Raw genomic sequence first — 20,340 nt, 5'->3', positions numbered from 1 at the left:
TCAGGCGGCGCGGACGGTGCGGGCCACTGGGTGGAGCGCCGCGTATTCCAGGGGCGCGGACGGATCGATGGACACATCGAGCGGCGCGGGTTCGGCGCCCGCCCGCACCAGCAGGTCACCGACGGCGGCGATCATCGCGCCGTTGTCGGTGCACAGCCGTAGCGGAGGTACGCGCAGCTCGATGCCCGCAGCTTCGCAGCGGGCCTGGGCCAGCGCCCGCACCCGCGAGTTCGCGGCCACGCCGCCGACCACGACCAGGGTGCCCACGCCGTGTTCCCGGCAGGCGGCGACGGCCTTGCGGGTGAGGACGTCGGCCACCGCTTCCTGCAGCGAGGCCGCCCCGTCCGCGACGGGCAGGGCCCGGCCGGCGGTGCGGTGCTGCTCGACCCAGCGGGCGGCGGCCGTCTTCAGCCCGGAGAAGGAGAACGCGTACCGATCGTCCCGCGGCCCGGTCAGCGGCCGCGGGAACGCCACCGCACGCGGATCGCCGTCCCGAGCCGCCCGGTCGATCGCGGGCCCGCCCGGATAGGGCAGCCCGAAGACACGGGCGACCTTGTCGAAACACTCACCGGCGGCGTCATCGAGCGTGTCGCCCAGATGCAGGATCGGATCCCGGGCGAGATCCCGTACCAGCAGCAGCGAGGTGTGCCCGCCGGAGACGATCAGCACCATGCACGGATTCGGCAGCGGCCCGTGCTCGAGGGTGTCGGCGGCCACGTGCCCGGCCAGATGGTGCACACCGTAAAGAGGCACGCCCAGCGCGTACGCGACCGCCTTCGCCGCCGCGACCCCCACCTGCAGCGCACCGGACAGACCAGGACCGGTGGTGACCGCGACCGCGCCGATGTCACTCATCTCCAGCCCCGCGTCCGCCAGCGCCGCCCGCACCACGGGGGCGGCCGCGTGCACATGCGCCCGCGCCGCGATCTCCGGCACGACGCCGCCGTAGCGCGCGTGCTCGTCCATGCTCGACGCCACCGCGTGGCCCAGCAGCTTCCCGTCCCGGACCAGACCGGCGCCGGTCTCGTCGCAGGACGACTCGATACCCAGCACCACCGGTGAACGCCTCACGAGCGCGCCTCCTGCCTTCATTAGGTAATTGCACATTCTATGCAACAAGGTCCCGGCCGTGGCGCGGTCTCCGCAGGTCAGTAGAGTTCCGGTGCCCCTTGATCGCAGCCCGAACCCCGAGGTAGACCCCGTGAGCCACGCCCCCGTGACGGTCGTCGGAATCGGCGCCGACGGCTGGCCCGGCCTCGCCCCCGGCTCCCGCGAGGCCCTGCGCCGGGCCGAGGTGCTCGTCGGCGGCCCCCGCCAGCTCGACCTGCTGCCCGCGGGGGAGTGCACCGGCGAACGCGTCGCCTGGCCGTCCCCGCTCCGGCCGGCCGTCCCGGCCCTGCTGGCCGCGCACGCCGAACGGAACGTGTGCGTCCTGGCCAGCGGCGACCCCATGTTCTACGGCATCGGCCGCACCCTCGCCGAGATCCTCGGCGCCGACCGGCTGCGCGTCCTGCCGCACCCCTCGTCCGTCTCGTACGCCTGCGCCCGCCTGGGCTGGCCGCTGCACGACACCGACGTGATCAGCCTCGTGGGCCGCCCGCCCGGCGCCCTGGCCGCGGCGCTGCACGAGGGCCGCCGGCTGCTGGTGCTCAGCGCCGGCGCGGATACGCCCGCGGAGGTGGCGGCCCGGCTGCGCGAGCGCGGCTACGGGCCGAGCCGGATGACCGTACTGGAACAACTGGGCGGCGAGCGCGAGGCGCACATCGAGGGCACGGCGGCGGACTGGCGGGACGCGCCCGTCGACGCGCTCAACGTCATCGCGATCGATTGCCGCCGCGATCCGGGCGCCCTGCGCACGGCCCTCACCCCGGGCCTGCCGGACGAGGCGTTCGAGCACGACGGCCAGCTGACGAAGCGCCACGTACGCGCCGCGACGCTGGCCGCGCTAGCGCCCGCCCCCGGCGAGCTGCTGTGGGACGTGGGCGGCGGCTCCGGCTCGATCGGCATCGAGTGGATGCGGGCGCACGCCTCGTGCCGGGCCGTCACGGTCGAACGGGATGCCGTGCGTGCCGGGCGCATCGCCCGCAACGCGGACGCCTTGGGCGTGCCGGCGCTGCGCGTGGTGACGGGCCGCGCGCCCGAGGCCCTGGCGGACCTGCCCACTCCGGACGCGATTTTCATCGGCGGCGGCCTCACGGCGCCGGGCCTGCTCGAGGCTTGCTGGCAGGCGCTGCCACCCGGCGGCCGCCTGGTGGCGAACACGGTCACGCTGGAATCCGAGGCGCTGCTGACGGAGTGGTACCGCCGCCACGGTGGTGAGCTGACCCGCCTGGCGGTTGCGCATGCCGTGCCGGTCGGGGGCTTCACGGGGTGGCGCCAGGCGATGCCGGTGACGCAGTGGGCGGTGTCCAAACCGTGACGGCGCCGCCCCTGGGCGAACCGGTCCGGGTGCAGGTCCGCTGTTCCGTTGTGCCCACCCTCCCCCAGCTACCGCTGGGAGGTGCCCCCAGCCCTGCGGAACGATGGCCCACAACGGGAGGGGGCGGGGCGGGGTGGGTCCTGGCAGGGGGCGTAAGGGTTATTTGCGGCGGCATGCGGGGCGCCGAATCAGGGCACCGCACCCGCCGTAAATAATCCAGCCCCCAGAAGGACCCACCCCGCCCCGCCCCCGCCCCCACGACGCACGCGAACCGCACCCACCACCGGAGGAGACCCCATGACCGTGTACTTCATCGGCGCCGGCCCAGGCGCGGCCGACCTCATCACGGTGCGGGGCGCGCGGATCCTGGCACGGGCCGGCGTCTGCCTCTACGCAGGCAGCCTCGTACCGACCGAACTGCTGGCCGAATGCCCGCCGGACGCCCGCCTCGTCGACACCGCCCACCTGAACCTCGACGAGATCACCGCCGAGTTCGTCCGCGCCCACACCGCCGGCCAGGACGTCGCCCGCCTGCACTCCGGCGACCCCTCCGTCTACAGCGCCGTGGCCGAGCAGATGCGCCGCCTGGACGCCGCCGGCATCCCGTACGAGATCGTCCCCGGCGTCCCCGCCTTCGCCGCCGCCGCCGCGGCCCTCGGCCGCGAGCTGACCGTGCCCACCGTCGGCCAGACCGTCATCCTCACCCGCGTCGCCCAGCGGGCCACCCCCATGCCCCCCGGCGAGGACCTCGCCACCCTCGGCCGCAGCGGCGCCCTGCTGGTCCTGCACCTGGCCGCCCGCCACGCCGACCGGGTCGTCGCCGAACTCCTCCCGCACTACGGCCCCGACTGCCCGGCCGCCGTCGTCGCCATGGCCAGCCGCCCCGACGAGATCGTCCTGCGCGGCACCCTCGCCGGCATCGCCGACCAGGTGAAGGCGGCGGGCATCGTCCGCACCGCCGTCATCATCGTGGGCCGCACGCTGGCCGCGGAGCAGTTCCCCGACAGCTTCCTGTACTCGACGACGCGGGACCGGGACACGTGCGGCAGGACGGTACTGGAACCCTGAGCCCAGCAGCCGGACCGCTCCGGACCGCTCCGCACTGCTTGACCCTCACACCGTGTCAGGTCATGGACTGAGCCCACCATGTTCACCATCGGAGACTTCGCCCGCCACGGCCGCGTATCCGTCCGCATGCTGCGCCACTACGACGCCATCGGACTGCTGCGGCCGGCCCACGTCGACCCGTTCAGCGGCTACCGCTTCTACGAAGCCGGTCAGCTCGCCCGCCTCAACCGCGTCATCGCCCTCAAGGACCTCGGATTCACCCTCCAGCAGGTCCGGGAGATCGTGGACGAGCAGGTGGGCACCGAGGAGCTGCGCGGGATGCTGCGGCTGCGGCACGCCGAACTGGAGGCGGCCGTCGCCGCCGCCACGGCCCGCCTGGGCCAGGTCGAGGCGAGGCTCCGCACGATCGAGAGTGAGGGACGCATGAACGCGAACGACGTGGTGGTCAAGCGCATTCCCGCCGTCAGGGTCGCCGAGCTGAGTGCCACGGCGGCGAGCTACGGGCCCCAGGACATCGGCCCCGTCATCGGCCCGCTGTTCGACGAGCTGTGCCGCCGGCTCGAGGCCGCCGGGGTCGAGCCGACGGGCCCGGCCATCGCCTCCTACGAGGACGCGCCCGGCGCCGGCGAAGAGGTCGTCGTCCACGCCGCCCTGCCGGTCCCGGCGGACGTCCGCGGCGGCCCGGATTTCCGGGTCGTCGAGCTGCCCGCCATCGACAGCGCGGCCACGATCGTCCACCACGGCTCCATGGACGACGTGCTGCCGACGGCCCAGGCCCTGGCCCGCTGGATCGACGCGGGCGGCCACCGCTCGACGGGCTACGCGCGCGAGCTCTACCTCGAGTCCGCGCAGGACCCGGGCCAGTGGGTGACGGAGCTGCAGGAGCCGATCGAGCGGGCCGGCACCCAGGACTGACCGGCACCCACGACGGACCGGCACCCACGACTGACCGGCAGGATGTGGGCCCGGTCATAGCCAGGGACGCCCGGCTGTGATGCCCTTGGAAACGATCATGAAGCGGCCGTCCGGCCGCGTGTTTCCAGGGGGGAAGCCCATGTCGCAGCGCACATCGAAAACGCGCGCCACGCTCGTAGCGCTCACGGCCGCGGCCGTCGTCGGCGGCATCGTCGCCGGCGCCGGCCCGGCCGCGGCCAAGGCCTCGGCCGCGACCCCGGCCGAGGAGTCGGGGAAGCAGGCCGCGACACAGCGGGCCCTCGACGGCCTCGTGGCCGCCGGCATGCCCGGTGTGGCCGCCGAGGTCCGTACGCCCAGGGGGAACTGGTCCGGCTCCGCCGGCTACGCGGACACCGACACCAAGCGCAAGCGGACCGCTGCCGACCACTTCCGGGCGGGCAGCATCACCAAGACCTTCGTGGCCACCACGCTCCTCCAGCTCGAAGCGGAGGGGAAGCTGAGCCTGGACGACTCGGTGGAGCGCTGGCTGCCGGGCGTCGTGAAGGGCAACGGCTACGACGCCAACAAGATCACGATCCGTCAGCTCCTCAACCACACCAGCGGTGTGCACGACATGGTGTACACCCCGGAGTGGGACAAGGACATGAACGGCCCCGGCTTCTTCCAGCACCGCTACGACGTCAAGACCCCGCAGGAGGTCATCGCGTACGGGCTGAAGTACGGGCCCGACTTCGAGCCGGGCAAGGGCTGGAACTACTCCAACACCGGCTTCGTCCTCGCCGGCATGGTCATCGAGAAGGTCACGGGCAAGCCGTACGCGCGCGAGGTCGAGCGCCGCATCGTCAAGCCGCTGGGCCTGAAGGAGACCACCTTCCCCGGCACCGACCCCACCCTGCCCGCCCCGCACCCGGTCGGCTACTCGAAGCTCTACGTGCAGAACCCGGGCCCGGAGATCCACGACGCCACCGAGTACCGCCCTTCCTGGTCCGGCGCCACGGGCGAGGTCGTCAGCACCAGCGGTGACCTCAACCGCTTCTACAGCGCCCTGCTGCAGGGCAAGCTCCTGCCGCGCAAGCAGCTGGACGCGATGCTCACGACCGTGGAGACGGGCCAGCAGTTCACGTACGGCCTCGGCATCATGTCGCGCTCGCTCTCCTGCGGCACGACCGTCTGGGGCCACGACGGCGTCGTGTGGGGCTCGCTCTCCGGCGCCGCCGTGACCCGCGACGGCAAGAACGCGCTCACCTTCAACATCAACGGCGACTGGCTGGAGCAGAGCCCGCCGTTCGAGAACATGTTCGAGGGCGCGTTCTGCGGCACGACGCAGAAGCCGGTTCAGAAGCCGGCCAAGGCGCTGGCGAACCGCGCGGCGCTGGGCCCGGTGAACCGCTAGGTCACCGCCCCCGCGGCCCCCGGGGCTCCGCCCGCCCCACGATGACGCCCGCGCGGTCGATGCAGATGACGTCGACCGCGACGGGCGCGCCGCGCAGCACGGCGAGGGCCTCGTCGCGGGCGCCGGCGGCGACCAGATCGCCGAGCGGAACGCCCTCGGCCTCGCACAGACGCAGCGCCTCCAGGCCGGTGTTGGCACCGGTGACGGCGGCGGCGAGGGCGTCGCCGCCACCACCGTGGCGGGCGAGCTCCGCGAGGAACTCCTTGTTCACCTGCGAGCGGGCGGAGTGCAGGTCGAGATGGCCGGCGGCCAGCTTGGAGAGCTTGGCGAAGCCGCCGGCGACGGTGAGCCGGTCGACGGGGTGACGGCGGATGTACTTGAGCACCGCCCCCGCGAAGTCGCCCATGTCCAGCAACGCGTCCTCGGGCAGTCCGTGCACGGCCACGGCGACCTTCTCGGACGTCGCACCCGTGCATCCCGCGACGTGCGTGCGGCCCGCCGCGCGGGCCACGTCCACGCCGCGCCGGATGCTGTCGATCCAGGCCGAGCAGGAGTAGGGGACGACGATGCCCGTGGTGCCCAGGATGGAGATGCCGCCCAGGATGCCCAGCCGCGGGTTCCACGTGGAGCGTGCGATCTCCTCGCCGTGATCGACCGAGACCTCGATCTCGACGTCGCCCGTGCCGCCGTGCCGGGCGGCGACCGCGGCGACGTGCTCGCGCATCATCTGGCGGGGCACCGGATTGATCGCGGGTTCGCCGACCGCCAGCGGCAGCCCCGGCCGGGTCACCGTGCCGACGCCGGGGCCGGCGCGGAAGAGGACCCCGGAGCCGGGCGGCAGCGCCCGTACCGTGGCCCGCACCAGCGCGCCGTGCGTGACGTCCGGATCGTCGCCGGCGTCCTTGACTATGGCGGCCATCGCCGCCCGCCCCCGGCCGAGCAGCTCCTCGGCGGCGAGCGCGAAGGCGGGCGTCTGACCCTTGGGCAGGGTGATCGTCACGGGGTCGGGGAACTCGCCGGTGAGCAGCGCGGTGTACGCGGCCGTGGTGGCGGCGGTCGCGCACGCGCCGGTGGTCCAGCCGTGCCGCAGACCGGTGTGCTGGAGCTGGGCGGTGCGGCCGCCGGTGGCCTGGCCGGCCTGCCCGGCCTTGGCGGCCTCGGTCTCAGTCACGTGCCGCACCGGCCGTAGGCTGGGCCTTCCCGCCGCGCCGGCGCCGGTACGCGTCGGCCGCCGCCGATGACCACGACCGCCCGCGGGTCCGGGCGGCACCGCACATGAAAGGGCATCCGGTGAGCTCCAGCTCCGTGCGCCACATCCTGATCCTCGGCGGCACGACCGAGGCCCGCCGCCTGGCGGAGACGCTGGCCGCCGATCCCGCGCTGCGCGTCACCAGCTCGCTCGCCGGGCGCGTCGCCGAGCCGCGGCTGCCCCGGGGGCAGGTGCGCATCGGAGGGTTCGGCGGGCCCGAGGGACTGGCCCGGTGGCTGCGCGAGCAGCAGGTGGACGCACTCATCGACGCCACCCATCCTTTCGCCGGCACGATCAGTTTCAACGCGGCACAGGCTGCCGCCGACGTCCATGTTCCCCTGCTCGCCGTCCGCCGCCCCGGCTGGGTCGCGGGCCCGGGCGACGACTGGCATGCGGTCGACTCGCTCGCCGAAGCCGCGGACGCCCTGCCCGCGCTGGGCGAGCGGGTGTTCCTGACCACGGGCCGGATGCACCTGGCCGCCTTCGCGCACCTTGAGGGTATGTGGTTTCTCATCCGCTCCGTGGACGCGCCCGAACCACCGATGCCGGCCCGCGCGGAGGTGCTGCTGGACCGGGGCCCCTTCACGGTCGAGGGCGAGCGGGAGCTGCTGCGACGGCACCGCATCGACGTCCTCGTCACCAAGGACAGCGGAGCGGCGGCCACCTCGGCGAAGCTGGTGGCCGCGCGCGAGGCGGGCGTGCCGGTGGTCGTCGTCCGGCGGCCGCCTGTGCCGGACGGTGTGCCGGTGGCGCCTGACCCGGCGGGGGCCGTGGAGTGGCTGAGCCAGTTGGGCACCGCCGGTCGCGCAGCCGGGGGCTGAGCGCCGTCGCGGCGGGGGAGAAGAGGCCCCGGTCCCGCCCTTTCACCGTTTCCGGGGCTCCGCCCCGGACCCCGCCCGTCGGGCTGGACAAATCCAGCCCGTCCGGCGTCTGAGGACACCGCGCGCGGCAGCGCGGTCGGGGGCTGGGGGCGAAGCCCCCAGGAAACGGCGAAAGGGCGGGACCGGGGCAACCCCCTATCAGCGCTCCGGGTACCGCCGCGGCGTCCAGACGATCTCCTCGCCGTCGCCCTCTCCGCGCCGTACCGCGCGGGTCTGGGTCGAGCCCACGATGAGGATGGTGCGCATGTCGACCTGGTCCGGGTCGAGTTCGCCGAGGCGGACGATGCGGACGCTCTCCTCCGGGCCGCCCACGTCGCGGCCAAGGACCACCGGGGTGTCCGGGGTGCGGTACTCCAGCAGGAGTTCGCGCGCCTTGCCGACCTGCCAGACGCGGCTGCGCGAGCCGGGGTTGTACAGCGCCAGGACCAGGTCCGCGGCGGCCGCGGAGCGCAGCCGTTCCGCGATGACCTCCCAGGGCTTGAGACGGTCGGAGAGGGAGACGACCGCGTAGTCGTGGCCCAGCGGGGCACCGGCGCGGGAGGCGGCGGCGTGTGCGGCCGTCATGCCGGGGACCACCCGGACCGGGATCCGGCGGTACGGGTCCTCGGAAGCGACCTCCAGCACGGCGGTGGCCATGGCGAAGACGCCGGGGTCGCCGGAGGAGACGACGGCGACCCGCCGGCCCTGGCGCGCGAGGTCCAGCGCGAACTCGGCGCGCTCGGACTCCACCTTGTTGTCGGAGGCGTGGCGGGCCTGGCCGGGCCGCGCGGGGACGCGGTCGACGTAGGTGCTGTAGCCCACGACGTCCTGGGCCGCCGCCAGCGCGCCGCGCGCCTCCGGCGTCAGCCACAGCGGGCCCGCCGGGCCGAGCCCGACCACCACGACCTCGCCCTCCGCCCCGGCGGGGGGCGCCGCGTCGACGCGGCTGGGCAGCACGGCCACCGAGAAGTACGGCACCGACTCCGGGTCCACGTCCGCCAGCCGGCCCGTGCGCTCGCCGCTCATCGTCGCGCGCTCGACGTACCGCGCCTCCGCCAGCCGGCCCGAACGCTCCAGCGCACCGCGCACCGCGGGGAAGGTCCGGCCCAGCTTCATCACCACGGCCGAGTCGGTCGAGGCCAGGCGGGCCGTCAGCTCCTCCTCCGGCAGGGTGCCCGGCAGGATCGTCAGCACCTCCTCGCCCTCCACCAGCGGCGTACCCAGCCGGGCGGCCGCCGCGCTGAACGAGGTGACCCCGGGGATCACCTCCGTCGGGTAACGGTCGGCCAGCCGCTTGTGCATGTGCATGTACGAGCTGTAGAAGAGCGGGTCGCCCTCGGCGAGCACCGCCACCGTGCGCCCGGCGTCCAGGTGCGCGGCCAGCCGGGCCGCGGCCTCCTCGTAGAACTCCTCCATCGCACCCCGGTAGCCGCCGGGGTGGTCCGTGGTCTCCGTGGTGACCGGGTAGACCAGCTGCTCCTCGATGTGGCCGGGGCGCAGATGGCGTTCGGCGATGGAGCGCGCGATGCTGCGGCCGTGCCGGGCGCTGTGATAGGCGACGACGTCGGCCGAGGTGATGACCTCGACGGCCCGTACGGTCATCAGCGACGGGTCGCCGGGGCCGAGCCCCACTCCGTACAGCCGGCCCGTCGTCAAAGGCTGCTCGCTCACTCTTCCTCGCTCGCTATCGCGTTGATCGCGGCCGCGGCCATCGCACTGCCGCCCCGCCGGCCCCGCACCACCAGATACTCCAGCCCCAGCGGGCTGTCGGCCAGCGCGTCCTTCGACTCGGCCGCGCCGATGAAGCCGACCGGGATGCCGATGACGGCGGCCGGGCGCGGTGCGCCCTCCGCCACCATCTCCAGCAGGCGGAACAGCGCGGTCGGCGCGTTGCCGACCGCCACCACGGCGCCGTCCAGCTTCTCGCGCCACAGCTCCAGCGCCGCCGCGCTGCGCGTCGTGCCCATGCGCGCCGCCAGCTCCGGGACCGCCGGGTCGGCGAGGGTGCACAGCACCTCGTTGTCGGCGGGCAGCCGCTTGCGGGTGACGCCGCTGGCGACCATGTTCGCGTCGCACAGGATCGGCGCCCCGGCGCGCAGCGCCTCGCGGGCCCGGGCCACGACCTGCGGGGAGTACGCCAGGTCCCGTACGAGATCGGTCATCCCGCAGGCGTGGATCATGCGCACCGCGACCTGGCTGACGTCCGGCGGCAGTCCGCCGAGGTCGGCCTCGGCGCGGATGGTCGCGAAGGACTGGCGGTAGATGGACGCGCCGTCCTTGTCGTAGTCGAACACTGTGCCCTCGTCGCCTTCGTCGTTCATGGTGTACGGGTGGTGCGTATGGTGCCGGTGGTCCGTGCCGTGGCCACCGCTTCGGCCAGCTCTTCCGCTGCCGCCGCTCGTGTCGTGCCGTCCCGCTCCCCGTCCCGCACGGTGACGCGGTAGCCGTCGGCCGTCGCCAGCACGTCGACCCACCGGCCGTCGGCCGGGTGGCCGCAGCGCCGTTCGCACCCGGACCAGTACACCGGCAGCGTCCCGGCCCCGCCAGGGCGCGCGCCGGTGAGAGCGGCGGTCGCGTCGGCCCGCACGTCCGCCAGCGACTTCGCGCACCCGGGACGGCCCGCGCAGGCGCCCGCGCCGTGCCAGGGGGAGTCGGCGGAGGTGATGAGTCCGGCGTCGGCGAGGACCGCGGCCGCCGCCGCGGCCGCCCGGGCCGACAGGCCCGGGACGACGATGCCGCGCCAGGGTGTCACACGCAGCTCGCCGTCGCCGTCCCGGTCGGCGGTACGGGCCACGAGCCGCCACTGGCCGGCGGTCATGCGCCCCAGCGGCGCGGCCACCGACAGCGCCCACCGCCCGTCGGGGCCGTGGACCGCGCCCGGCGCGGTCGGGGCCCCCAGCGGCAGGACGACGTGGGGAACGAGCACACAGTCGATGCCGGCCGCGGTCAGCCGGCGCGCCAAACCCTCCGGGCGCGGGCGCAGTTCGGGGGCGAGGTCGCGCACGCGCCAGGCCCTGTGGCCGCTCTCGCGCAGCGCCGCGAGGAATTCCCGTGCCGCCAGGACGGCCGCGCGCGGGGCGTCGTCGGCGGCGACGCGCAGGCCGGGGCCGTCGGTGGCGAAGCACAGCAGGGCCGTGCGCGCGTCCTCTGCGATCAATGTCACATCGGGGGCGAGCGCCACGATGTCGCCGCGCCCGTCGTCCAGGCCGAAGAGGAAACGTCCCGACAAAGCCGACAAGTCGCCTGAGGTGTCTGTGGCGTCGGTGGTGCTGGTGGCGTCGGTGGTGCTTGTTTCGTTCGTGGCGCCTGTTCCGTCTGCGCCCTCTGCGCCGCCGCCGGCGCACAACAGCGCGTCCAGGGCCCGTGCCCAGGCCTGGACGTCCGTCCGCGCGCCCCCGGGGCTCCGCCCGTCCAGCCCGCACAGCGGTGACGCGACCACGTTGCGCACCCGGTCGTGCAGGTCCGAGGGCAGCAGCCCCGCCCCGCGCAGCCGCCCGCCCAGCTCGCCGCCGGCCCCCGGGGCCAGGCCGCGCAACTGGACGTTGCCCCGCGAGGTGATGTCGAGACGGCCGTCCCCGAGCTCCTGCGCCGCCAGCGCCAGCGCCTCCGCCTGACGGGCCGTCAATAGACCCGCCGGTACGCGGATGCGGGCCAGCCCACCGTCGTCCGCGGCGTGCAGCCGCAGCGCACCGGGACACGCGTCGCCGCGATCGCGCACGGTCGCGCCGGTTCGGCACGTCTCGTCCCGGTCCGCGGGAGATGTGGGGGGCACAGGCATGGCGGCGAGCATACCGACGCCCCCACCCGGTGCACCGTCCCCGTACCCGATCACCAGCGCTTACTATGCTCACCAGGTGGGCAGTCTCCTTGGGATTCCGGCCCGCCATACGCCAGCGACGGCGCCAGGGGAGGAAGCCGGTGAGACTCCGGCACGGTCCCGCCACTGTGAGCGCGGCAGCGATGCCGCGCGAGTCAGGAACTCCCGCCGTCCTCCAACCGCCCGGGGCGCGGACCCCGAGGAAGGCCTGCCGCCGCATGCGCACATTCCGGCCCCGCGCACCCCGGGCGACCCTCGAAGCACTCGGGAGCGCCGCGTGATCCTTCTCCTGTCGACGTCCGACACCGACCTGCTCAGCGCCCGCGCGGCAGCCGCCGGCCCGGTCCCGTACCGGCTCGCCAACCCCGCCCGGCTCGCACTCGACGACCTCCCCTCGCTCCTGGAGGGCACCGAACTGGTCGTCGTACGGCTCCTCGGCGGCATCCGCGCCTGGCAGGAGGGGCTCGACCTGCTGCTCGCCCAGGACCGCCCCGTGGTCGTCCTCACCGGCGAACAGGCTCCCGACGCCCAGCTGATGGAGGCCTCCACCGTCCCCATCGGCATCGCCGCCGAGGCCCACGCCTACCTCGCCCACGGCGGCCCCGCCAACCTCGAACAGCTGGCCCGGTTCCTCTCCGACACCGTGCTCCTCACCGGCCACGGCTTCGAGCCGCCGGCCGCCGCCCCCGCCTGGGGCGAGCTGGAGCGCACCCCGCGCGCCGCGAACGCCGACGGCCCGTGCATCGCGGTGCTCTACTACCGCGCCCACCACATGAGCGGCAACACCGCCTTCGTCGACGCCCTCTGCGGCGCGATCGAGGACGCCGGCGGCCGCCCCCTGCCGCTGTACGTCGCCTCGCTGCGCTCCCCGGAGCCCGAGCTGATCGAGGCCCTCGGCGCGGCCGACACCGTCGTCACCACCGTCCTCGCCGCCGGCGGCACCCGCCCGGCCGAGGCCTCGGCGGGCGGCGACGACGAGTCCTGGGACGCCGGCGCCCTCGCCGGCCTCGACGTGCCGATCCTGCAGGCCCTGTGCCTGACCGGCCCGCGCAGCGCGTGGGAGGAGAACGACGAGGGGCTCTCCCCGCTCGACGCCGCCACCCAGGTCGCCGTGCCCGAGTTCGACGGCCGCATCATCACCGTCCCGTTCTCCTTCAAGGAGGTCGACGAGGACGGCCTGCCCGCCTACGTCGCCGACCCCGAGCGCGCCGCCCGCGTCGCCGGCATCGCCGTGCGCCACGCCCGGCTGCGCCACATCCCCGCCGCCGACAAGCGGATCGCGCTGGTCCTGTCCGCGTACCCCACCAAGCACTCCCGCATCGGCAACGCGGTCGGCCTGGACACCCCGGCCTCCGCCGTCGAACTCCTGCGCCGCCTGCGGACGGAGGGCTACGACTTCGGCGACGAGCCCGTCCCCGGCCTTGCGTCCGGCGACGGCGACGAGCTGATCTACGCCCTCATCGAGGCCGGCGGCCACGACCAGGACTGGCTCACCGAGGAGCAGCTCGCCCGCAACCCCGTCCGCATCCCCGCCGCCGACTACAAGCGCTGGTACGCGCAGCTGCCCGCCGAGCTGCGCGAGGCCGTCGAGCAGCACTGGGGCCCGGCGCCCGGCGAGATGTTCCTCGACCGCAGCCGCAACCCCGAGGGCGACATCGTCCTCGCGGCCCTGCGCCGCGGCAACCTCCTCATCCTCATCCAGCCGCCGCGCGGCTTCGGCGAGAACCCCATCGCCATCTACCACGACCCCGACCTGCCGCCCTCCCACCACTACCTGGCCGCCTACCGCTGGATCGCGGCCGCGCGCGAGGACGGCGGCTTCGGCGCCGACGCGATGGTCCACCTCGGCAAGCACGGCAACCTCGAGTGGCTGCCCGGCAAGAACGCCGGCCTGTCCGCCGCCTGCGGCCCCGACGCCGCCCTCGGCGACCTGCCGCTGGTCTACCCCTTCCTCGTCAACGACCCCGGCGAGGGCACCCAGGCCAAGCGCCGCGCCCACGCCACGCTCGTCGACCACCTCGTGCCGCCCATGGCCCGCGCCGAGTCCTACGGCGACATCACGCGCCTGGAGCAGCACCTCGACGAGTACGCGCAGATCTCCGCGATGGACCCGGCCAAGCTCCCGGCGATCCGCGCCCAGATCTGGACCCTCATCCAGGCCGCCAAGCTCGACCACGACCTCGGTCTGGAGGAGCGCCCGGACGACGACGGCTTCGACGACTTCCTCCTGCACGTCGACGGCTGGCTGTGCGAGGTCAAGGACGCCCAGATCCGCGACGGCCTGCACGTGCTGGGCGGCGCGCCCACCGGCGAGGCGCGCGTGAACCTCGTCCTGTCGATCCTGCGCGCCCGCCAGATCTGGGGCGGCAAGTCCGCCCTGCCGGGCCTGCGCGAGGCCCTCGGCCTCGACGAGTCGGCGGCGACGCGCAAGACGGCGGACGAGGCGGAGGCCGAGGCAAGGGCTTTGGTCCAGGCCATGGAGGATGCGAACTGGGACCCGGCGGCGGTGCCCACGGTTGTGGGCAATCGTCCCGCAGGGCGGGACGGGTGGGCACAACCCACGACGCCGGGCACCGACCCCGTGGCCGCGATCCTGACGTTCGCCGCGACGGAGGTGGTCCCCCGCCTGGCCGCGACCACGGACGAGCTCGACCACGCGGTAAAGGCGTTGGCGGGCGGCTTCGTCCCGGCAGGCCCCTCCGGCTCCCCCCTCCGCGGCCTGGTCAACGTCCTGCCGACGGGCCGCAACTTCTACTCCGTCGACCCCAAGGCCGTCCCCAGCCGCCTCGCCTGGGAGACCGGCCAGGCCCTGGCCGACTCCCTCCTGGAGCGCTACCGCACCGACAACGGCGACTGGCCGGAGTCGGTGGGCCTGTCCCTGTGGGGCACGAGCGCGATGCGCACGGCGGGCGACGACGTGGCGGAGGCGCTGGCCCTGCTGGGCGTCCGCCCGGTCTGGGACGAGGCGTCGCGCCGGGTGACGGGCCTCGAGCCCATCTCCCTCGACGAGCTCGGCCGCCCCCGCATCGACGTCACCCTCCGCATCAGCGGCTTCTTCCGCGACGCGTTCCCGCACGTGATCGGCCTGCTGGACGACGCGGTGCGGCTGGCGGCGTCGTTGGACGAGCCGGCCGACCGCAACCACGTCCGCGCCCACGCCCAGGCCGACCTCGCCGCCCACGGCGACGAACGCCGCGCCACCACCCGTATCTTCGGCTCCCGCCCGGGTACGTACGGCGCCGGCCTGCTCCAGCTCATCGACAGCCGCGACTGGCGCACCGACGCCGACCTCGCGGAGGTCTACACCGTCTGGGGCGGCTACGCCTACGGCCGGGGCCTGGAGGGCCGCCCGGCCCGCGCGGAGATGGAGACGGCGTACAAGCGCATCGCGGTCGCGGCGAAGAACACCGACACCCGCGAGCACGACATCGCTGACTCCGACGACTACTTCCAGTACCACGGAGGCATGGTCGCCACGGTCAAGGCCCTGCGCGGCAAGGCCCCCGAGGCGTACATCGGCGACTCCACCCGCCCCGAGACGATCCGCACCCGCACCCTGGTCGAGGAGACCTCCCGCGTCTTCCGCGCCCGCGTGATCAACCCCCGCTGGATCGAGGCCATGCGCCGCCACGGCTACAAGGGCGCCTTCGAGCTCGCGGCCACCGTGGACTACCTCTTCGGCTACGACGCCACCACCGGCGTCGTCCCCGACTGGATGTACGACAAGCTCGCCCAGACCTACGTCCTCGACCCGGAGAACCGCGCCTTCCTCCAGGACGCCAACCCCTGGGCCCTGCACGGCATCTCCGAGCGCCTCCTGGAGGCCGAGAGCCGCGGCATGTGGGCCAAGCCGGACGCGGAGACGCTGGACGCGCTGCGCCAGGTCTTCCTGGAGACGGAGGGCGAGCTGGAGGGCGGGGACGACGCCTGACGGGCGAACTGCGGTTCGCGCCCTGAGCGACCGCGTCCCGGCCTAGAGTGCAGTCCCATGAACGGGGGATTACACGGGCCGGGGCGCACCCTCGGGGTGACGCTTGAACAGATGATCGGCGAGTCGCTGTGGAACGCCCTGGTGGCCAAGGGACGTCCGCGCGAACACCGGTCGGGGGACGTGCTGCTGTGGCAGGGAGACCGCGGTACGCACGTCCTCGTGCTCTGCGGCGGAGTCGTCAAGGTCTCCCGCGTCGAACGGGACGGCCGGGTGCGGGTGCTGGCCTTCCGCGGCGGCGGAGACGTGGTCGGCGAGGCGGCGGTCATCGAGGAGGACGAGACCCGGCTGGCGTCGGTCGAAGCGATCTCCCACTGCAGGGTCTCGGTGGTGTCCAAGCGGGAGTTCCTGGACTTCCGCGACCTGCACGAGCTGACCGAGACGCTGCACCGGCACACCGCGATGCGCTGGCGAGAGGCCACGAGGGTCGGCGACGGCGACTCCCGCACCCGGCTGGCCGTGGCACTCCTCGCCCTGGCGTCGGCCGCCTGCCCCGAGGGCCCGCCGACCGCGGTGGAAGTGGCCGTCACGAGGCTGGACCTCGCCCAGTACCTGGGCGTCTCCCGCAACACCGTGAGCACCACGCTCCAGTCGCTCGGCGAACGGACCGTGACGGCCGAGCGCAAGAGCATCGTCATCCGCGACATCGCGGCCCTCCGCTCGATCGCAGACGCCGGCTGACGGCAGGATCATGCCGCCCGTGTGACGCTCGTCACGGGCGATGTGCACCGCGGGTGCACAAGCGACCGGGCGCCCTCGCGAGGATCGACGGCATCAGGCCCGGCACGGCGAGCGCGCCGGGGCCGACCCGTCTTCTCCGCAGGGGAGTTCCGCATGCCTTCAGCCGACATGCCGTCCGCCGGACCCGCGCCCTGGAGCGTGAGCCGCGATCTGCCGCCCTACCGGGGCATCCTCGCCGTGGACGCGAAGGACTTCACCGGCAGGCCCGCCGTCGATCACGTCGAACTGACCTCGATCATCCCGCAGTTGCTGGAACACGCGCTCGACCGTGCCGGTCTGCGGCAGCTCTGGGAGGAGCAGAGGTTCGCCAACAACACGGGCGACGGTTTCGTCTTCGGCTTCGACCCGGTGGCCCTGCCCCGGGTCATCCACCCCTTCCTGGGCGAACTCCAGGAAGTACTGACCGACTACAACATCCACGCCACCGGCACGCGCCGGCTCCGCCTGCGGGCCAGCCTCCACGTGGGCCCCCTGCCCGACGGCGGCTCGCCCGGCGACGGCAACGGCACCCCGCGGAACGATACCCACCGGCTGCTGGACTCCCGCCCCGTGCGGGCCATCCTCGCGGCGTCCAGCGAGAGCATCACCCAGGTCGCCGCGATCCTCTCCCAGCGGGTCTTCGAGGACGCGGTGCTCTCGGGCTACACCCGCCGCCATCCCGACCACTTCATCGAGGTGGCGGCGAGCGTCGAGGGCAAGTCCTTCCAGCAGCTCGCTTGGCTGTACGTCCCCGCCCCCTCGGGCAACCTGTACGACCGCCGGATCCTCGGCGACCACGATCCCGCGGCGGCGGAGCCTGCCGCCGTACCCGAGCCGGCCCCCGCCCCTGCTGCCGAACCACCCCGTGCCGCTGCTCCCGCCGCGACCACCAACTACGGCTTCCTCTCCCACGCGAACACGGTGCGCGGTGGCCAGCACCAGCACGTCCACGGCCAGGACGGCACCGGGCGATGAACGCGGAGCCGAGCGGCCCGGCGCAGCCCACGCTCCCCCCGGACTTCCGCCAGGCTTTCGAGGAAATGGGCGGGCCGCCCGTCATCTGGAATTACGGCCTCGTCAGCATCGCGGGTACGGTCGACGGCGGCCAGCACATGGGTGGCTCAGCGGCCGCCCGCGGTGAGACCGTCGAGAGCCGCGAAGGCGACATCGCCGCCGAGCAGACCCTCGCGGCCATGAGCGGCTTCGCCGAACCGAGCTGGTTCACCGAAGCCCTTCAAAAGACCCACAGCCGCGTGGCCTTCCTCGTAGGCGCGCCAGGCAGTGGGCGCCGGACCGCCGCGCTCAACCTGCTGCATCGGCACACCGGAAGCTTCGCGCTGCGCGCCGTCGACTCCGACGTCGACCTGGCGGCCTGGACGGCGACCAGTGCCACGGCCCGCGGCTACCTGGTCGACGGCCTGCTGGAGAGCCGGGTGCTCGCCCTGGACATGCTGGGCCTGGACAGTCTGCGTACCCGCCTCCATGACGCGGATGCCTGCATGGTCGTCGTCGTCAAGGAAACCCCGCGCGTCGTCGCCCATCTTCGGGACCTGCTCCACCGAGCTCCCGTACTGGTGTCACCGCCGTCACCGCGCGCGGTCCTGGACGCCAAGCTCGCCACCGTCTTCCCCGACGCGCGACGGCGCTGCTCCCTCCTCGCCACCCTGCCGCCGGGCTTCCTCGACGACACCCTGCAGCGGGCCCTGACCCCGGCCCAGGTCGTGGAGATCGCCGGCGAGGTCGTCCGGGTTGCGCACGGCGAAGTGGAGCCGGATGCCATCGGCGAGCACCTGAGCCTGCACGCGACCGGCCGGGCGCCCCAACTGCTCGAACGGGTACAGGGGAACGCGGAGGACCTCGCTCTCCTCCTGGCCACCTGCATCTTCGAACACTTCGACCACACCGTCGTCGAGGAGGAGGCACGACGCCTGCTGGCGGTCGCGGACGGACGCCTCGACGCGACCGCGTCCCGGCCGGAGGAGGGTGACGTTCCGGCCGGCAACCCCGGCTTCGTCTTCCACCGCTCCCGCCACGAGCGGATGACCGCCATCGAGGCCTACGTCGCGGGCCGGGAGGTGCACACCACCTCCACGCACAGCTATTTCAGCGAACCGGTGGCCTTCACCCGGCACCTCCAGGGCCGGGCCGTGCTCGACCACGTCTGGCGAGAACACCGCGACGCCGGTGAACTGCTCGTGGAATGGCTCCGGCAGACGCCCGACGCCCAGCGCCGCGCGGACCGCGCCGGATTCATCCTCGGCCAGTTCGCCCAGTGGAGCTCCGGTCAGCGCGCGCTCGCCCCCATCGAGGAGCTGGCCGCGTCGGACCGCCCGGGTGACTGGCGGATGGCGGCACGCGCCTTCGGCGCCGCTTCCGCCGATCCCGTACTCGCCACCGCCGTCAAGAACCGGCTTCGGGGCTGGGCCCGGGCGGCCACCGTCTCCTACCGTTGCATCGCGGCGCTGACTTGCGCCACCGAGTTCGGCCTGGCCCGCCCCGAGGCGGCGCTGAGCCTCCTGCACACCACCGTGGTGTCGCGGGACGACGGCTCCACCGCGGTCGAGTCCGCCGTCCGCAGGGCCCTGCTCTCCCTGTTCGCGGAAGGCACGGTCCGGCCCCGCGTCATCGACACCCTCGTCCAGTGGACGTCCGAGGGCGGGGCGGCGAGGCGTACGGCGTGTGCCGCGGTCGCCCAGTTGCTGAGGGGCGCGGCCTCCGCCGGAGAAGCGGGGGAGTGGTGGAGCGGCCACCTGCTCGCGAGGCCCGGCGCATCCGGAAGCTCCCCTACGGAGCCACCCGGCCTGGTGCTGATCCGCCACGCCCTCATGGAGCAGACGACCTACGACGCGACCCGCGCCGCCCTCCTGGAGTGGCAGCGCCGCTCGGCCGGAGACCCCCGCCGGGCGCAGGCCCTCGAACACCTCGTCGACCGACTGGCATCGCACCTGCACGGCGGCGTCTTCCGCCTGTTCACCGACCTGGAACGCACCGCAACCGCACCCGGCGCCGAACGTGCGGCGCGTGCCCTGGCCGAGTGGCGCAAGGACATTCCGCAGAAAGGCCGAGCATGACCACGACCACCTACTACGCCCCGCCCCCACTCCCCGGCAGCGGTCTGTGGGTCACCTGCCAGGGCGGGCCCTTCCGGCAACTCCTGCGGTTCCGTACCTCTCCCCGGCCCGACACCGCCCTGGTACTGATCGACCGCGAACACAACGCCCTGTGCGAGCCCGGCACGCGAGCGTCGCTGATGCGAGCCGCCCTGGGCGGCTACGCCGAGGCCCACCTCGTCGACACGGCCCGCCGCAGCGGAGTGTGGCACGTGCCCCTCGGCCCCCGGCCCACCGCTCTCGAGGTCACCTGGTGGGCCGAGGACCCGAGGCTCGTCGTCCTCAACCGGCACCGGCTGGCCGACCCCTGGGCGTCGGTCAGCGCACACCTGGACGGGCTGCTCGACGCGGCTACGGCCCGCTACCGCGCCGCCGGGCGGGAACTGACCGCGCAGGAATTCATCCCGCACCTTTCCCAGCCGCAGCACCTGCCGCACCTCGGCCTGTCCTGCCGTCTCGAGACCGCCCCGCCCGAGGCCGAAGACTTCGGCCCGGCCATCGGTTCCCCGCCCCGACTGTGGTCGCCGCAACGCCGCGAGGAGTACGAGTTCTACCTCCAGGCCGTCCGCACCGGCCCGGACGCGCTCGCCGCACTGTGGCTGCTCCACCACCCCGACGAGGTGCGCCAGGTCCTGGAGTGGGTGACGGACCATCCGCGCGAGGTCATGGGGCATGCGGACGAGGGGGACGTCACCCGCACCCTCTTCGAGAGCCTTCCCCACGAGATGAAGGAGCAGCTGGCGAAGGCCAACGCCGAATTCATCCACGCCACTGTGCAACCCGATGCCGAGTTCTGAACCG

At 74.0% G+C, this 20,340-nt stretch carries 15 protein-coding genes and 1 riboswitch; of the genes, 10 read left to right on the top strand and 5 right to left on the bottom strand.

Features of this window, described 5'->3' with window-relative positions; all coding sequences use genetic code 11:
* Positions 1-1,056, bottom strand: coding sequence for a tRNA (adenosine(37)-N6)-threonylcarbamoyltransferase complex transferase subunit TsaD (gene tsaD, locus AB0G59_RS23980; RefSeq protein ID WP_360915159.1), 1,056 nt, complete (start codon positions 1,054-1,056; stop codon positions 1-3).
* A 145-nt stretch (positions 1,057-1,201) separates the two neighbouring features.
* On the opposite strand from tsaD, the gene cbiE reads away from it, so the two are divergent.
* The 4 genes from cbiE to AB0G59_RS23960 all read left to right on the top strand — a co-directional run bounded on the left by cbiE (position 1,202) and on the right by AB0G59_RS23960 (position 5,795).
* Positions 1,202-2,419, top strand: coding sequence for a precorrin-6y C5,15-methyltransferase (decarboxylating) subunit CbiE (cbiE, locus tag AB0G59_RS23975; RefSeq protein WP_360915089.1), 1,218 nt, complete (start codon positions 1,202-1,204; stop codon positions 2,417-2,419).
* 297 nt (positions 2,420-2,716) lie between these two features.
* The gene (gene cobM / locus AB0G59_RS23970; protein ID WP_360915086.1) at positions 2,717-3,487 is read left to right on the top strand and encodes a precorrin-4 C(11)-methyltransferase; all 771 of its coding nucleotides are present in this window, start codon (positions 2,717-2,719) and stop codon (positions 3,485-3,487) included.
* A 78-nt stretch (positions 3,488-3,565) separates the two neighbouring features.
* Positions 3,566-4,402 carry a MerR family transcriptional regulator gene (locus AB0G59_RS23965; RefSeq protein ID WP_360915083.1) on the top strand — a complete coding sequence of 279 codons (837 nt, stop codon included), beginning with the start codon at positions 3,566-3,568 and terminating at the stop codon, positions 4,400-4,402.
* Between the two features lie 139 nt (positions 4,403-4,541).
* On the top strand, positions 4,542-5,795 hold the full coding sequence (locus AB0G59_RS23960) for a serine hydrolase domain-containing protein (protein ID WP_360915080.1): 1,254 nt from the start codon (positions 4,542-4,544) through the stop codon (positions 5,793-5,795).
* A 1-nt stretch (position 5,796) separates the two neighbouring features.
* On the opposite strand, the gene AB0G59_RS23955 is transcribed toward AB0G59_RS23960, so the two are convergent.
* Entirely contained in the window at positions 5,797-6,966 is a 1,170-nt protein-coding gene (locus tag AB0G59_RS23955; protein ID WP_360915077.1) for a cobalt-precorrin-5B (C(1))-methyltransferase, read from the bottom strand.
* A 104-nt stretch (positions 6,967-7,070) separates the two neighbouring features.
* On the opposite strand from AB0G59_RS23955, the gene AB0G59_RS23950 reads away from it, so the two are divergent.
* Entirely contained in the window at positions 7,071-7,865 is a 795-nt protein-coding gene (locus AB0G59_RS23950; RefSeq protein ID WP_360915074.1) for a cobalt-precorrin-6A reductase, read from the top strand.
* 198 nt (positions 7,866-8,063) lie between these two features.
* Here the strand turns inward: AB0G59_RS23950 and AB0G59_RS23945 are convergent, their stop codons facing one another.
* From AB0G59_RS23945 to AB0G59_RS23935, 3 genes are read right to left on the bottom strand one after another with little or no spacing between them, the layout of a single operon-like run.
* On the bottom strand, positions 8,064-9,575 hold the full coding sequence (locus AB0G59_RS23945) for a precorrin-2 C(20)-methyltransferase (RefSeq protein WP_360915071.1): 1,512 nt from the start codon (positions 9,573-9,575) through the stop codon (positions 8,064-8,066).
* Positions 9,572-10,225, bottom strand: coding sequence for a precorrin-8X methylmutase (locus tag AB0G59_RS23940; protein WP_360915068.1), 654 nt, complete (start codon positions 10,223-10,225; stop codon positions 9,572-9,574). Before AB0G59_RS23940 ends, AB0G59_RS23945 begins: the two co-directional genes overlap by 4 nt.
* On the bottom strand, positions 10,222-11,694 hold the full coding sequence (locus AB0G59_RS23935) for a cobalamin biosynthesis protein CobG (RefSeq protein ID WP_360915065.1): 1,473 nt from the start codon (positions 11,692-11,694) through the stop codon (positions 10,222-10,224). Before AB0G59_RS23935 ends, AB0G59_RS23940 begins: the two co-directional genes overlap by 4 nt.
* A 118-nt stretch (positions 11,695-11,812) precedes the next feature.
* A riboswitch (cobalamin riboswitch) is annotated at positions 11,813-11,886 on the top strand.
* A gap of 112 nt (positions 11,887-11,998) precedes the next feature.
* Between AB0G59_RS23935 and cobN the strand changes: the two genes are divergently transcribed.
* The 5 genes from cobN to AB0G59_RS23910 all read left to right on the top strand — a co-directional run bounded on the left by cobN (position 11,999) and on the right by AB0G59_RS23910 (position 20,336).
* Positions 11,999-15,652 carry a cobaltochelatase subunit CobN gene (gene cobN, locus AB0G59_RS23930; protein ID WP_360915062.1) on the top strand — a complete coding sequence of 1,218 codons (3,654 nt, stop codon included), beginning with the start codon at positions 11,999-12,001 and terminating at the stop codon, positions 15,650-15,652.
* Positions 15,653-15,709: 57 nt separating this feature from the next.
* Positions 15,710-16,390 carry a Crp/Fnr family transcriptional regulator gene (locus tag AB0G59_RS23925; RefSeq protein ID WP_360915059.1) on the top strand — a complete coding sequence of 227 codons (681 nt, stop codon included), beginning with the start codon at positions 15,710-15,712 and terminating at the stop codon, positions 16,388-16,390.
* 153 nt (positions 16,391-16,543) lie between these two features.
* Positions 16,544-17,404, top strand: coding sequence for a hypothetical protein (locus AB0G59_RS23920; RefSeq protein ID WP_360915056.1), 861 nt, complete (start codon positions 16,544-16,546; stop codon positions 17,402-17,404).
* Positions 17,401-19,500 carry a hypothetical protein gene (locus AB0G59_RS23915; RefSeq protein ID WP_360915053.1) on the top strand — a complete coding sequence of 700 codons (2,100 nt, stop codon included), beginning with the start codon at positions 17,401-17,403 and terminating at the stop codon, positions 19,498-19,500. Before AB0G59_RS23920 ends, AB0G59_RS23915 begins: the two co-directional genes overlap by 4 nt.
* Positions 19,497-20,336, top strand: coding sequence for a hypothetical protein (locus AB0G59_RS23910; protein ID WP_360915050.1), 840 nt, complete (start codon positions 19,497-19,499; stop codon positions 20,334-20,336). The genes AB0G59_RS23915 and AB0G59_RS23910 overlap by 4 nt, the downstream gene beginning before the upstream one ends.
* The last annotated feature ends 4 nt before the right edge of the window (positions 20,337-20,340 follow it).

This window comes from Streptomyces sp. NPDC021096, assembly GCF_040641275.1.
Classification (GTDB): Bacteria; Actinomycetota; Actinomycetes; order Streptomycetales; family Streptomycetaceae; genus Streptomyces.
Note: the sequence above shows the minus strand (reverse complement) of the source record. Positions and strands in the feature narration are given on the sequence as shown.